Source organism: Pseudarthrobacter sp. LT1 (assembly GCF_035621795.1).
In the GTDB taxonomy this organism is placed as follows: Bacteria; Actinomycetota; Actinomycetes; order Actinomycetales; family Micrococcaceae; genus Arthrobacter.
This window is the reverse complement of sequence record NZ_CP141830.1, coordinates 1355384-1369986: the sequence shown is the minus strand read 5'-3', so window position 1 is coordinate 1369986 and position 14603 is coordinate 1355384. Positions and strand designations below refer to the sequence as shown.

12 protein-coding genes and 1 tRNA gene are annotated in these 14603 nt (G+C 65.7%); 2 read left to right on the top strand and 11 right to left on the bottom strand.

Features of this window, described 5'->3' with window-relative positions:
* Nucleotides 1–2: 2 nt before the first annotated feature.
* On the bottom strand, nucleotides 3–1349 hold the full coding sequence (locus tag VIK36_RS06540; protein ID WP_324644561.1) for an AI-2E family transporter: 1347 nt from the start codon (nucleotides 1347–1349) through the stop codon (nucleotides 3–5).
* 35 nt (nucleotides 1350–1384) lie between these two features.
* On the bottom strand, nucleotides 1385–2341 hold the full coding sequence (locus tag VIK36_RS06535; RefSeq protein WP_324644560.1) for an aldose 1-epimerase family protein: 957 nt from the start codon (nucleotides 2339–2341) through the stop codon (nucleotides 1385–1387).
* 101 nt (nucleotides 2342–2442) lie between these two features.
* Between VIK36_RS06535 and galT the strand changes: the two genes are divergently transcribed.
* Nucleotides 2443–3600 carry a galactose-1-phosphate uridylyltransferase gene (gene galT / locus VIK36_RS06530; protein ID WP_324644559.1) on the top strand — a complete coding sequence of 386 codons (1158 nt, stop codon included), beginning with the start codon at nucleotides 2443–2445 and terminating at the stop codon, nucleotides 3598–3600.
* Nucleotides 3597–4784, top strand: coding sequence for a galactokinase (gene galK, locus VIK36_RS06525; protein WP_324644558.1), 1188 nt, complete (start codon nucleotides 3597–3599; stop codon nucleotides 4782–4784). Before galT ends, galK begins: the two co-directional genes overlap by 4 nt.
* A 101-nt stretch (nucleotides 4785–4885) precedes the next feature.
* Here the strand turns inward: galK and VIK36_RS06520 are convergent, their stop codons facing one another.
* The 9 genes from VIK36_RS06520 to VIK36_RS06480 form a co-directional block, all read right to left on the bottom strand.
* Nucleotides 4886–5800, bottom strand: coding sequence for a Bax inhibitor-1/YccA family membrane protein (locus VIK36_RS06520; RefSeq protein WP_255174858.1), 915 nt, complete (start codon nucleotides 5798–5800; stop codon nucleotides 4886–4888).
* A 149-nt stretch (nucleotides 5801–5949) separates the two neighbouring features.
* Entirely contained in the window at nucleotides 5950–6657 is a 708-nt protein-coding gene (locus VIK36_RS06515; protein WP_369693215.1) for an ABC transporter ATP-binding protein, read from the bottom strand.
* Entirely contained in the window at nucleotides 6650–7630 is a 981-nt protein-coding gene (locus tag VIK36_RS06510) for an ABC transporter ATP-binding protein (RefSeq protein WP_255174856.1), read from the bottom strand. Before VIK36_RS06510 ends, VIK36_RS06515 begins: the two co-directional genes overlap by 8 nt.
* Nucleotides 7627–8874, bottom strand: a complete 1248-nt coding sequence (locus VIK36_RS06505) for a branched-chain amino acid ABC transporter permease (protein WP_324644557.1) — start codon at nucleotides 8872–8874, stop codon at nucleotides 7627–7629. Before VIK36_RS06505 ends, VIK36_RS06510 begins: the two co-directional genes overlap by 4 nt.
* A complete protein-coding gene (locus tag VIK36_RS06500; protein WP_159632548.1) occupies nucleotides 8871–9878 on the bottom strand; it encodes a branched-chain amino acid ABC transporter permease in 1008 nt (335 codons plus the stop codon). Before VIK36_RS06500 ends, VIK36_RS06505 begins: the two co-directional genes overlap by 4 nt.
* Nucleotides 9879–10031: 153 nt before the next feature.
* Nucleotides 10032–11264 carry a branched-chain amino acid ABC transporter substrate-binding protein gene (locus VIK36_RS06495; protein WP_159632549.1) on the bottom strand — a complete coding sequence of 411 codons (1233 nt, stop codon included), beginning with the start codon at nucleotides 11262–11264 and terminating at the stop codon, nucleotides 10032–10034.
* A 247-nt stretch (nucleotides 11265–11511) separates the two neighbouring features.
* Nucleotides 11512–11585, bottom strand: a tRNA-Leu gene (locus VIK36_RS06490).
* A 112-nt stretch (nucleotides 11586–11697) separates the two neighbouring features.
* Entirely contained in the window at nucleotides 11698–13161 is a 1464-nt protein-coding gene (locus VIK36_RS06485) for an NAD(P)/FAD-dependent oxidoreductase (protein ID WP_324644556.1), read from the bottom strand.
* A gap of 59 nt (nucleotides 13162–13220) precedes the next feature.
* Nucleotides 13221–14603 carry a S8 family serine peptidase gene (locus tag VIK36_RS06480; protein WP_324644555.1) on the bottom strand — a complete coding sequence of 461 codons (1383 nt, stop codon included), beginning with the start codon at nucleotides 14601–14603 and terminating at the stop codon, nucleotides 13221–13223.

The following is a 14603-nucleotide window of genomic DNA, read 5'->3' as shown; positions in this document are numbered from 1 at the left end:
GACTACTCTCCTTTGGGTTCTGCTCCGGCGCCTTCCGGGGAGGAAGCACGGGCATCACGGTGTTCAGCTGGGGTGCCGGACGCCGCGTCCCGCCCCGAACCAGGTGCAGACGGCGGCTCAACGTCCTCGATGGTGTTGTCCCCGCCCGCTCCGGCCGTAATGGGCTTCCCGGCAATTACCGGCACCTGTTCATGTTCCCACGTTCTGGCGGCGATGTAGCGAACAGCCGAGTTTGCTACGGCCAGGATGGGCACGGAGAACAGCGCGCCGGGGATCCCGGCGAGGTAGGAGCCGGCCGCAACGCTGAGGATGACTGCCACCGGATGCAGCGATACTGCCTTGCCCATGACCAGGGGTTGCAGGATGTGGCCTTCAAGCTGCTGGACCAGCAGGACGATGGCCAGCATGATCAGGGCGTTGATGGGGCCGTTGGCCACCAGGGCCAGCAGAATGGCGACGACGCCCGTCAAAAGGGCACCTACCACGGGGATGAAGGAGCCGAGGAACACCAGCACGCCCAGGGGAAGCGCCAGCGGGACACCGATGATGGCGGCGCCAACGCCGATGCCAAGCGCGTCGACAGCCGCGACAAACATCTGGATGCGGGCGTAGCTGACCATGGACGCCCAGCCCTTGCGGCCTGCACCGAACGTCGCCGCCCGGGCCTTCCGGGGAAGCATCCTGACCAGGAACGCCCAGATCCGGTCACCTTCCAGGAGGAAGAAGATGAGGATGAACAGGGAGAGGAGCATGCCGGCGGCGAAGTGGCCGGCGGTGCTGCCGAAGGACAGGGCGCCGCTAAGGATGCTGCTGCTGTTGTTCTGCAGCGCGTCGGTGGCTTCCTTGATGTACTGGTCAATCTGTGCGGCGGTCAGGTGCAGAGGCCCGGCGGACAGCCAGTCCTGGACCTGCCGGACGCCCTCAAGCGCCTGGGAATACAGTTCGCCGAAACCGACCACAAGTTGCCTGCCCACCAGGGCCAGTGCACCGGCAATGACGCCGATGAAGCCAAGGACTGTCACTGCGACGGCCAGTCCCGCGGGAAGCCCCCGCCGCTTCAGCCATGCCGTGACCGGGCTCAGCAGACCGGCGAGGAGTGCGGCCACCATGATCGGAATGATCAGGAGGGTGATGTGGCTAAGCAGCCACACCAGCGTTCCCGCCATCAGGAGGATCAGGCCGAGCCGCCACGACCAGGAAGCTGCGATGCGGATGCCGTACGGTATGTCCTTGTCCAGCTCACGGTCCGTCAGGACCCTCAGGGGTGCGGCCGCGGCCGGCGCCGGCGCGGGAGCCGGTTGGACCGGTGCTGGGTGGGCAAGGGTAACGTCGTCCTCTTTTGGCGTCATATCCCAATACTTCCCCAGCGGTGGCCCAATGCAAACTACCGGCCCGCGCCGGGTGTGTAGTCGATCCCCCATTCCATGCTGAAGGACTCCCCTGCAGGCAGCCACCGGAGGCCGTCACCGGAGTTGAAGGCGTTGGCCGGCCCCGTCATTGGCTCCACCGCCACGGCCCGGGTCCGGCCTGGATACACGGTGCTCACGTAGATGTGGACGTACCGGCAGGATTCGTCCTGCCACAGCGACACCGCACTGCCGTCACCCGCTGCAAGGATGTGCCGGGCCACGCCGCCCTCAAAGCGGAGGTCCGTCAGGGCCACGTCCACGGCAAGGTCCGCGACGTGCCGGCCTGGACGGAAGTCAACGTCCCCGTCGACAGGGGCCGAACTGCGCGGAATCAAGCGCTCATCGGTCACCAGCCGCGTGTCGGCGGCAACTGTCAGCTTCAGTTCCTCGACCGGAGTGTCACCCACCCGCAGGTAGGGGTGCGCGCCGAGGACGAAAGGCGCTGCCGCCGTCCCGTCATTGGTGAGGGTCTGCCGGACGCGCAGCCCGAGGTCTTCGGACAGCTGGTAGTCCACCCGGTGCCGCACCAGAAAGGGGTAGCCGTGCTGCGGGAAGACGACCGCTTCCAGCGCCACGGCGTGCGGGGACTCCCCCACCAGGGCATAGCCGGCGTTTCGAAGCAGGCCGTGGCTGGCGTTGTTGCGGGATACCTCGGTGATGTCCAGCTGCTGTTTCCTGCCGTCGAGGAACCATTGCCCGTCCTCCACCCTGTTGGCCCAGGGGGCGAGCGTGATGCCGGCCCCACCCGGGGAGATCTCATCGTCCCCGTAGGTCTCGGTCAGCAGGACCCCGCCCCGGCTGAACGAGCGCAGCCCGGCGGCGAGCTCGGTGACCACGGCCACGGCATCACCCCGGCGCAGTTCGTATTGCCGGCCGGTGGCGCAGGCCCGCGTGGATGCAACGGAGGTTTCCTGTGGGGAAGAGGCAGTCATGGGGATTACCGTACAACGGGCGGCGCCACACCTCCATCCCGCGTCATGTTACTTTTTGTTGTTAACTATTCTTTTCTGATCGCTTGTGCCACACTTTTTGCATGACAGGGATTACCAGCACCAGACTCTCCGACGGCCGGGAGCTGATTTATTTCGATGACGCCGGCACCAGCACCCCGCGCACCGGCAACCTCACCACCGACCACCGCGGCCTGCCGCCGCGGGGGGAACCGGGCGAGGTCCGCTTCGATGCGCTGACGGACGAATGGGTAGCCGTTGCCGCCCACCGCCAGGCCCGCACCCACCTTCCGCCGGCAGACCAGTGCCCCATCTGTCCCACCACTCCCGGGAATGCTTCCGAGATTCCTGCCGCGGACTATGACGTGGTGGTCTTCGAGAACCGGTTCCCCTCCCTGGGACCGGCGCTGGGGCCGGTCCCTGAGCATGCCGGATGGGGAACGAAGGGCCCTGCGTACGGCCGCTGCGAGGTGGTGTCGTTCACCCCGGACCACACCGGATCCTTCAGCGGGCTGAGCCAGGAGCGGTCCCGGACCGTGATTGAAGCCTGGTCGCAGCGTACCGCTGCCCTCAGTGCCATGGCGGGGGTCAAGCAAGTCTTCCCGTTCGAAAACCGCGGCGCCGACATCGGCGTTACGCTGCACCACCCGCACGGGCAAATCTACGCCTACCCCTACGTCACGCCCCGAGCCGGCGTCCTGGGTGCTGCGGCCCGGAAGTACTACGACGCAAGGGACGGCAGGGACACCCTGACCGGTTCGTTGCTGCGCGCCGAGCGGGAGGACGGCAGCAGGATGGTGCTGGAAGGGACGCACTTCAGCGCCTACGTGCCCTTCGCAGCCCGGTGGCCCCTGGAAATCCACCTGGTGCCGCACCGCCAGGTCGCCGACCTCGCCGCCCTGGGCGGGGAAGAAAAGGATGAGTTGGCGCATGTCTACCTGGACCTGCTCAAGCGGGTCGACGCCCTGTACCCCACGCCCACTCCCTACATCTCCGCATGGCACCAAGCCCCGCTGGATGACGTCCTGCGGCCGGCGGGATACCTCCACCTGCAGCTGACCTCTCCTCGCAGGGCAGCCGACAAGCTGAAGTATCTGGCCGGGTCGGAGGCAGCCATGGGCGCTTTCATCAATGACACCACTCCCGAAAGCGTGGCGGAACGGCTCCGCAATGTTGCCGTCCCGCCGTCGTCCACGCCAGCTGCCGCCCTCGCAGCCACCCCGGAAGGAGCCTCCGCGTGACCACCCGGAACCAGAACAACAACCAGGCCGCAGTTGCCACACCGCAGGACCTGGGCGCCCGCTTTGAGCAGGAGTTCGGCAGCGCTCCCGACGGCGTGTGGCAGGCGCCCGGCCGGGTCAATCTCATCGGCGAACACACGGACTACAACGAAGGCTTCGTCCTGCCCTTCGCCATCGACCGTACCGCGCGGGTGGCCGTCGCCGTGCGGCAGGACGCCACCATGCGGCTGCTGTCCACGTACGGCGACCAGGGGGTGGTCAGCACCAAACTCGAAGCCCTGCAGCCGGGAACGGCAAAGGGCTGGACCAAGTACCCCCTGGGCGTCGTGTGGGCGCTGCGGCAACGGGGGATCGACGTCCCCGGGCTGGACCTGCTCCTGGACTCAAACGTTCCGCTCGGCGCCGGCCTGTCGTCGTCGCACGCCATTGAATGTGCCGTCATTACCGCATTGAACGACCTCACGGGCGCCGGGCTGGAGGCCGAGGACATGGTGCTGGCAACCCAGCGGGCTGAGAATGACTTCGTCGGGGCACCCACCGGCATCATGGACCAGTCCGCATCCCTGCGCGGTTCAAAAGGCCACGCAGTGTTCCTGGACTGCCGGGACCAGACGGCGCGCCTCGTTCCGTTTGAGACCGGACCCGCCGGCCTGGTGCTCTTGGTGATCGACACCAAGGTGTCGCACTCCCACGCCGACGGGGGCTACGCCTCGCGGCGGGCATCCTGCGAGCTGGGCGCGGAGGTCATGGGGGTGAAGGCCCTTCGGGACCTGGATGTGGCGGACCTTGAGGAAGCCAGCGGGCTGCTGGACGAGGTCACGTTCCGTCGCGTGCGGCACGTGGTCACCGAGAACAACCGGGTGCTCCAGACCGTGGAGCTGCTGGCCGGCCCCGGTCCCGGCGCCATCGGCCCGCTGCTGGACGCCAGCCACGCCTCCATGCGCGACGACTTCGAAATCTCGTGCCCGGAACTGGACCTGGCCGTGGACACCTCCCGTGCCAACGGCGCCATCGGCGCACGCATGACGGGCGGCGGCTTCGGCGGGGCAGCAATTGCCCTGACGCCGGTGGACGCGGAACAGAAGGTGCGTGACGCTGTCGCCGGGGCTTTTGCCGACGCCGGCTTCGCGGCGCCTGAGATCTTCACCGTCTCCCCCGCCGCCGGCGCCATGCGGATCGCCTAGGCAGGCGCGGTCCGTCAGGGGCACGTTAACGGCCGTGGGCCCCACCAGTTTGGTGGGGCCCACGGTTGGTTAACGTACGACGGCGGAAGTTGCCGGTGTGCCTAGTCGTCGCCGCGCAGGATGGCCAGCAGGCGGATGATCTCCACGTAGAGCCAGACCAGCGTGACGGTCAGGCCGAAGGCGGCCGTCCAGGAGAAGCGCTGCGGGGCACCATTGCGGACGCCCTCCTCAATGCTGGTGAAGTCCATGATCAGCGAGAAGGCGGCGAGGCCGATGGCCAACAGGCCGATGAAGACGCCCAGCGGGATGCCGAAGATCTCAATGCTGCGCATGCCGAAGGGTTGCTGCAGGACGCCGGTCCACATCATCACCATGTTGACCAGGGAGAACACGGCGTAGCCGATGATGGCGATCATGAAGAACCGCATGGCCTTCGGGGTGGCGCGGACCTTGCCGCTCTTGAACAGCAGCAGGGTCACGGCGAACACTGAGAGCGTGCCGATCACGGCCTGCAGCCCGACGCCGGGGAACATGCCGTCCAGGATCCGGGTCAGGCCGCCGAGGAAGAGACCTTCCAATGCCGCGTAGGCCAGGATCAGTGCCGGTGAAGGCTGCTTCTTGAACGTGTTCACGAGCGCCAGGACGAAGCCGCCCAAGGCTCCGACGATCATCAGCATGGAGGCCAGCTGCTGCGCCACCGTGAGGGTGATGGCAGCGCCCACCACCACGGCGCCGAGGCATGCGGCGGTCTTCATGATGACGTCGTCGAACGTCATCCGGCCGGTGTCGGCGGGGCCAGCCGAGGGCTGGCTGTACATCTGCCGGAGCTGTTCATCAGTCATGCTCTGGGGCTGCGTGCCCCAGCCCTGCTGGCCGTAGGGCTGCTGGCCATACGGTTGCTGGCCGTAGGGCTGCTGGCCATAGGGAGCGCCATAAGGGGCCTGCGGTACAGGCGGTGCCTGGGTGGCTCCACGGAAACTCTTTCCGTTGAAGATCGGGTTGCCGCCAAGTGCCATTGCGGGATTCCTCCATTGTGGGGTGGGTGATGAGCTTGTTGTTACGCTACCAATTCCCACGCGGGGGCCGCCGGGAAAGTTCCCAAGGGGCCCGGTTGCAACCGAACCGTGACCGTTGCGTCCCTGGACGCACCGGGCCCCACCGGGAACTAACCCACGCCCAGGTAGGCCTCCTTGACGGTGGGATCTTCCAACAGTTCCTTGCCCGTGCCGCTGTGGGTGATCTCCCCCGTCTCCAGCACAAAGGCGCGGTGCGCCCCGGCCAGAGCCTGGTTGGCGTTCTGCTCCACCACCAGGACCGTGGTGCCCTGGTTGTTGATTTCCTTGATGATCTTGAAAATCTGGCGGATGAACTGTGGGGCGAGGCCCATGGAGGGCTCGTCGAGCAGCAGCAGTCTCGGATTGGACATGAGAGCCCGGCCGATGGCCAGCATCTGCTGCTCACCGCCGGACATCGTGCCGCCGAACTGTTTTTCCCGCTCTTTCAGCCGCGGAAACAGGTCGAAGACGCGGTCCAGGTCCTTCGCTACGCCGCTTCTGTCTTTGCGACCGAACGTTCCCATGTCGAGGTTTTCCATGACGGTCATCCCCGGGAAGATGCCGCGCCCTTCGGGGGCCTGGGAGATTCCGTGCACCACGCGGATGTGGGCCTTCATCTTGGTGATGTCCTGGCCCTCAAAAGTAATCCTGCCTTCGGAGCAGTTCAGCAGGCCCGAGATGGTCCGCATGGTGGTGGTCTTGCCGGCACCGTTGGCACCGATCAGCGCCACCACTTCGCCTTCGTCGACGGTGAAGGAGATGTCCCGAAGGGCCTGGATGCGGCCGTAGTGGACGGACACTCCCTCAAGTTCAAGCAACGTCATCTTCAGGCTCCCCTAGGTAAGCAGCAATAACACGCGGGTCTTCACGGATCTCCCGCGGCAGTCCGTCCGCGATCTTCTTCCCGAATTCCAGTACGACAATCCGGTCTGTCACACCCATGACCAGCTTCATGTCGTGCTCGATCAGCAGCACGGTGTAGCCCTCATCCCTGATGGTGCGGATCAGCGCCATCAGTTCCTCTTTTTCGGCCGGGTTGAAGCCGGCAGCCGGCTCGTCCAGGCAGAGGACCTTTGGATCAGTGGCCAAGGCACGCGCAATCTCAAGCCGCCGCTGGTAGCCGTACGGCAGTTGCCGGGACAGGACATGCGCATGGCTGCCGATGCCCACGAAGTCCAGCAGGGCCATGCCGCGCTCAATGGCAGACTTTTCCTCCTTGATGTGGGTGGGCAGGCGAAGCAGTGCTCCGCCCACGCTGGTCCGGTGCCGCGCGTCCAGGCCCACCACCACGTTCTCCAGGGCTGTCATTTCCCCGAACAGGCGGATGTTCTGGAACGTGCGGGACAGGCCCAGCCGGGTGATCTTGTGCTGCTTGATGCCGTTCAGGACCTGCCCCTCCAGCACCACTTTTCCGCTGGTGGGCTTGTACACGCCGGTCATCGCATTGAAGCACGTGGTCTTGCCGGCGCCGTTGGGCCCGATGAGGCCCAGGATCTCGCCACGCTTGATGTTGAAGCTGATGTTGTCCAGTGCCACCAGGCCGCCGAACTTGATGGTCAGGTTCTGCACCTCGACAATGTTGTCGCCCACCTTGACCGCGATATCGCGGTCCGGGGCCACTTTCTCGGCCAATTCCTGGTCCACTCCTGCTTCGGCGAGGGCCTCGATGTCCAGCTCCGGCGCGACGGGGGCCGCCGAACCGTCCTGAACCGTACTGTCCTGGCCTGTGCTGTCCTGGGCCAACTGCTCCTCCACACTGCTGGAGCCCGCGTGCCTTTCCTCGGAGCTCATGCCTCCGCTCCTCTCTGTCCGGTCGCATGCGTCCCGGGGCCGGCTGGTGGATTGTTCGGGTCTTTCGGCTCCGTGCCGTCGCGGCTGGTGACCTTATTAAGTGCCGTCCTGCCATACGCCAGCAGCCGCTGCCGTGCGGGCAGAAGTCCCTGGGAACGGAAGATCATGATCAGCACCAGCGCAATCCCGAAGATCAGGTACTTGTATTCGGCGATGGCCGTGAACCTCAACGGGATGTAGCTGACCAGGGCTCCACCCAGGATGGCGCCCACCTTGTTGCCGGCCCCGCCCAGCACCACTGCGGCGAGGAACAGGATGGATGTTGTGACGTCGAACTTCTGGTTGTTGACGAACCCCACCTGCCCGGCGAAGAGTGCTCCGGAAAGGCCGCCGACGGCAGCACCAATCGCGAAGGCCCACACCTTGTACTTGAAGGTGGGAACACCCATGATTTCCGCGGCGTCCTCATCCTCGCGGATGGCAATCCAGGCGCGGCCTACCCGGCTGCGTTCCAGGTTGCCCACCAGGAGGGTGACGATGATGATGATGGTCAAGGTCAGCCAGTACCAGGGCACACCGTTTGAGTTGGAGAAGATCGGCGTTCCGTCAGCCCCGTCACCCGGCGGGTGGCCGACGTTCTGGAAACCCACCTGGCCTTTCATGGCAGGAATGATGGTGGCCAGGATGCGGATGATCTCGCCGAAGCCGAGCGTCACGATGGCGAGATAGTCGCCCCTGAGACGGAGTGTGGGCACGCCCAGCATGACGCCGAAGAACATGGTGACTGCCATGGCCACCGGAAGCGTCCACAGGTAAGGGATGTGCAGGTAGGGCGAATCCGGGCTGGTCAGCATGGCGGCAACGTACGAACCCACCGCGAAGAAGGCGACGTAGCCAAGGTCCAGGAGGCCGGCGTACCCCACCACGATGTTGAGGCCAACGGCGATCAGCGCAAAGCGTGCCATGTCGAAACAGGCCAGGGCGAAGTTGTTGCCGGGTTCAGTGGTGATGATCGGCGGGTTGAGCAGCGGCAGCAGGTAGGCCAGGACGACCACGATGACCAGGAAGGCCCACTGCTGTTGGCGGGACAGGGCGTGCCAGCGGTCGGAGAAGTAGCCGGGCTTGCGTTTGCCCTGCTGCCGGAGTGTGCTCCTGCCCGGCGCTTTTGACGATGCTTCGCGTTCCTCTGCTGCCTGCTCGGCCGCGGCTGTCTGCAGCGGCGTGGGGCCGTCCGTCATACTCATGCTTTGCTCCTTCCAAGGGAGGTTCCCAGGATGCCCTCGGGCCGCAGCAGCAGCACGAGCACCAGCACCACGAACGCCACGACGTCGGTCCACTGCGAGTTGCCCAGCAGGATCTGGCCGTAGTTGCCGATCAGGCCAAGGAGCAGTCCGCCCAGCAGTGCACCGCGCACGTTGCCGATGCCGCCAAGCACCGCGGCAGCGAACGCCTTGATGCCCAGGACGAAACCACCGCTGTACTGGACACCGGACGGGATTTTCATGACGTAGAACAAGGCGGCGGCTCCTGCGAGCAGTCCTCCGATGACGAAGGTGGTAATAATGATGCGCTCTTTGTTGACGCCCATCAACGTGGCGGTGTCGGGGTCCTGGGCGACCGCCCGGATGCCGCGGCCCGTGCGCGACTTGCTGATGAACCTGTCGATGCCCACCATCATGATCACGGCGGCGATGATGATCACCAGCTGCTGCGAATCGATGATGGTACCGAAGACGTCGAAAATGGGGGTGGGCCGGAACATGGTCAGGGCCAGTTCGGGGCTGGGGCCACGCCACAGGTAAATGAGGTACTGGATGGTGAAGGAAGCGCCAATGGCCGTGATCAGGAAGACCAGGCGGGGCGCGTTCCGTTGCCGCAGGGGTTTGTAGGCGATCCGCTCCAGCAGGAAGGCTGTCACGGCTGACGCCACCATGGCCAGGACCAGCGCCAGCAACAGGTTCAGGATGATGGCCCAGATGTCGAGCCGGGGAGCTGAGGGGCCGAAGCCAAGGCTGCTGAGGGTGAAGAAGACGGCGTAGCAGCCAACGATGAACACTTCCGAGTGGGCGAAGTTGATGAGGTTCAGGACGCCGTAAACCAGGGTGTAGCCCAACGCTACGAGCGCATAAATGGCCCCGAACGTGAGGCCGTCAAACGTGGCACTCCAGAAGTTCTGGGCCAGCGACGGTATGTCGAAGGTGATCCAGTCATTTTCCATCGGGAGTAGTGGGACAAGAGAGGGAAGCATGGGGAACATCCTGATCCAGTTGCACGCGGCCTTGTGGGCCCGGCCGTGGGACTTGTGTCTATTGACGTTGCTTGGTCCTGGGCTGCTGCCAAGCCAAGAAAAGGCTGTGGGGGCCTGCTGATGCTGGCCCCCACAGCCGGTTCGTGCTGGTTGCTACTCCCCGATGGGGCCGATGGGAACGATCTTTCCGTTTTCCACCTTGTAGCCGTAGACGGTCGGGGCCTGGAGCTCGCCCTTGGCATCCCACTTGTAGTGCTTGCTCAAGCCGTCCTTGTCGTAGGCCTTGACCCAGGCCAGCAGGTCCGCACGGCTCTGCTTGCCTGCGTCAATGCCGGAGAGGAGGACGGTTGCGGCGTCGTAGCCCTCGATGGAGTACGTACCGGGTTCCGCTCCCTTGGAAACGTCCTTGTAGGCCGAGGCGAAGTCGGGGATGAGCTCGCCCGGGAGGCAGGGGCAGGTGAAGTAGGCGTTGTTGGAAGCGTCGCCTGCCTGCTTGATGAACTGGTCGTCCTTCACACCGTCAGGCGCTACGAACGTTCCGGTGAATCCCTTGCCAACCAGCTGCTGGTCGAACGGTGCGCCTTCGGCGTAGTAGCCGGCGTAGAACACGGCGTCGGCCTTGGCGTTCATGATCTTGGAGATCACGGCGGAGAAGTCCTTCTGCCCTGTGGTCACCTTCTCCGTTCCGGCCAGGGCGCTGCCCAGGCCCGCGGAGGTGGAGGTTCCCAGGCCAATGCCGTAGTCGGAGTCATCCTGGACCAGGTACACCTTCTTGGCGCCGAGCTTGCCGGTGAGGAACTTGGCGGCTGCGGGGCCCTGGACGGCGTCATTGCCGAGGCCGCGGAAGAAGGTGGTCCAGCCGTTTTCGGTCAGCGTGGGGTTGGTGGCCGACGGGGTGATGTGGACCAGGCCCTTCTGCTCGAAGATGTTGCCCGTGGCCTTGGACTCGCCGGAGAACGGCAGGCCGATCACACCAACAATGTCCGACTCGCTCACCAGCTGGGTGACGGGGCCGGTGGCCTTGTTGGGGTCGCCTTCAGTGTCGAACTTCTTGAACTGGACCTGGCAGCCCGGGTTGGACTTGTTGTGCTGGTCAATGGCCAGCTGGATGCCGTTGAAGATGTTGACACCGAGCTGGGCGTTGGGGCCGGTCTGCGCACCTGCGTAGGCGAGCGTGGTGGTCGCGGGGCAGGTCGCCTTGCCGTCACCGGCGGGCTTTACCGCACCGGCAGGGACGTCGACTTTCGAAATGGCGGGGATGTTCACCTTGCTGGACGAACCCGAGCTTTCGGTGGTGCCGGGGCCCGCCTGGTTGGCACAGGCCGACAGCAGCATGCTGAATGTGGCTGCTGCTGCCAACGAGGTGAGGACTTTCTTTCGGTACATTTGTCTGCCTTCCGAAACAGGGCCATGCGATGCGCGTGCGGATCAATGGGGCGCTTCGGCGCCCGGAATGGGACCAGGTATTCCTGATTTAGCTTCAAGCTAGTGCATAGACAGCAGCGAAACTAAGTGACTGAGGTCACAGCCTTATAACAGTCGTTGCCTATGCGGAATTAAACGCAGGAAGCCGCCTGCTGTGCAGGCGGCTTCCTGGTGTCCAAACCCTGGCGGCGCCGGAAAGGACAGGATGTACCCCAGGTGGGACTCGAACCCACAACACGCGGATTTTAAGTCCGCTGCCTCTGCCAATTGGGCTACTGGGGCGCCGGGTCAATGGTACCTGCCCGGGACGCGTTGGCTGGAAACGCCGACGGCGGCCGCCCCGCAAAGGGGACAGCCGCCGTCGTGCGCTGTGAAGCGTGGTGGAACAGGCGCGCTACTTGGCGTTTGCTGCTACCGTTTCCTTGGGAGCGGCGGCGGCAGCGCTGGAGCCGGCGGCCGGAACCGCTGCGGGCGCAGCGGCAGGCTTCGGTGCCGGGGTGGCTGCCGAGACGAAGGCACCGCGGGGGTTGTCCAGGTCCATCAGCTGCGTGGTGTCGCGTCCGGCGAAGAAGCCGATGATCCAGTTCAGGATGACGCGGAACTTGCGCTCCACCGTGGGCATGGCCATGCCGTGGTAGCCACGGTGGGCCAGCCATGCGAGTCCACCCTTGAGGCCGATGCGGCCCAGGAGGTTGATGTTGGCGACGCCCTTCCATTCGCCGAAGCCTGCTACGGCACCAAGGTTCTTGTGCTTGTAGTCGGCCAGCGGCTTGTCCCAACGGGAAGCCCACAGGTTCTTGGCGAGGCGCTTGGCCTGGCGCAGGGCGTGCTGGGCGTTGGGGACGCAGGTGCCGTCCGGGAGGCCCTTGCCGGTGAGGTCCGGGACAGCGGCGATGTCGCCGGCGGCCCAGGCGTTCTCCACAATGCCTTCGTCGCCTGCGATGCGCAGGTCCGGCAGGACGCGGACGCGGCCGCGGGGTTCGAGCGGGAAATCGGTGGAGCGGACCATCGGGTTCGCCTGCACGCCGGCCGTCCACACCAGGGTGTCTGCCTCGAACTCCTGGGCGGGGGTCTTGTCCGGGAGGTTGATGAGCTTCAGGGTGCCTTCGGCGCTGTCCAGCGAGGTGTTCAGCAGGACCTCGATGCCGCGGCTGCGCAGGTGCTCAACCACCCAGTCAGCCTGCTTTGCAGTGACCTCGGGCATGATGCGGCCCATGGCTTCGACCAGGACGAAGCGGACTTCCTCCTGCTTGATGCGGGGGTTGTTGCGCACGGCGGCGCGGGCGAGGTCTTCCATCTCGGTGATGCACTCGATGCCGGCGAAGCCGCCGCCGACCACCACGAAGGTGAGGGCCCTGGCGCGGGCTGCAGGGTCCGTCATGGTGGAGGCAACCTCGATGCGCTCCAGCAGCTTGTTGCGCAGGGCAACGGCTTCCTCGATGGTCTTCAGGCCGATGCCCTTGTCCGCCAGGCCCTTGATGGGGAAGGTGCGGGTGATGGCGCCGGCTGCGAGCACGACGTCGAAGTAGGGAACCTCGAAGTTCTCGCCGCCGTCGGCAGGAGCCACCACGGCCGTCCGGTTGACGTGGTCGATCGACGTGACGCGGCCCTGGATGAGTTCCGTCTGCTTGAGGTGCTGGCGGTGGGAGACCACTGCGTGGCGGGCTTCGATGTTGCCACCTGCCACCTCGGGGAGGAAGGGCTGGTAAGTCATGTAGGGCAGGGGATCAACGACGGTGACGATGCCACCGGCATTCGCGATCTTCTTCTGCAGTTTCAGTGCTACGTACAGGCCGACGTACCCGCCGCCGACGACGAGTACCCTGGGACGGTCCTGGAGCTGTGGGGTGGTTGCCATTGTTCAAGGATACAGGAGTTTGTGAAAATCTTCACTAGCCGTGCGGAGGCCCCCGTAACCTAGGAATCAGGCCGCGATTTGACCCCTTCCACCACGCCCGTGTCCGGTTCTTCCACGGCAAGGGAAGGGTTGCGGGCCGCCCGTCGGAGCTGGATGCCGGCGGCGGCGATGATGGCCACGAACAGGGCGGCAAAACCGATCACGACGGCGGCGCCGATGGCACTGTCGCGCTGGGACGGCGCCTTCGCGGCGGGAACGGTGGCTTCGGGCAGCGTGGGTGCCGCGCTGGGCGCTGAGGTTGCGGTGGGCAGCGGGGTTGCCGGGGCGGCGTTGCCCCGCCTGTGCACGCGGATCCACTCGGCGATGGTGCCCAGCGGATTCACTGAAACCTCCGGGACGTCAGCCTTGAGCGCTGCCTCGGCGTTGAGGATGCCGAAGCCGTACAGTGGATCCTTCCCCGGGGCGCCGGCGTCCTTCGCCGTGGAGACGATCCTGTTGATCACTTGTTCGGCGCTCATGTCCGGCCACCTGGACCGGATCAGGGCAGCAACGCCTGCCACGATGGGCGTGGACCCGGAGGTTCCGGCCCATTCCGCATAGCCTCCGCCCGGAAGGCCGCCCAGGAGGTTCTCGGCCGGCGCAGCCACTCCAATGCTGATGCCCTGCGAGGAGGCGTCCACGCTGGCCACGTTCTTGCGGTCCAGGCCGGCGACGGTGAGCACGCCGGGGATGGTGGCAGGGGCGCCCACCTGGGTATTGCCTCCCACCCGGTTTCCGGCGGCGGCTACGATGACCACGTCCTTCTGTTCCGCGTACAGGAAGGCGGCGTCCCAGCTTTGCGGCCATTGCGGCGTGGTGCTGCCGAGCGAGATGTTGATGACCTTGGCGCCGTTGTCCACCGCCCAGCGGACCGCCTCGGGAATCTGGTCCTGGTCGCTCTTGCCCGAGGGGTTGGCCGAGCCCAGCCAGGTGGAGACGGAGAGGAGCTGCGCTTCGGGCGCGACGCCGATGATGCCGTCCGGCGGAACAGCCGGCCCGGGGCTGGGGCTGGGGCTCGCGCTGGCGGGCTGGTGTCCGCGGCCTGCGAGCATGGTGGCTACCAGGGTGCCGTGTTCAGGCTTGGAGCCGACGCTTTTCTGGCCGTCCGGCTGGCCTGAGCCGGAGGCATCGTAACCGCCGACAACCGCGCCTTTGAGGTCCGGGTGCTGGGCATCGATGCCGCTGTCGATGACGGCCACCTTCACGCCGGCGCCCTTTGACACTTCCCAGGCCTTGGTAATGCCCGAGTCCGCGAGCCAGTACTCCTTATCGCGCCACTCGTCGGCGTGTGCGGCGGGGGCCGTGAACAGGCCGGCGAACAGGCAGCACGCGGCCAGCAGGAGGGCCACCGCGGCGGCCGCGGCACGGGACGCAAGCGGGGTTGAAGCTGGGGTGGGATGCAT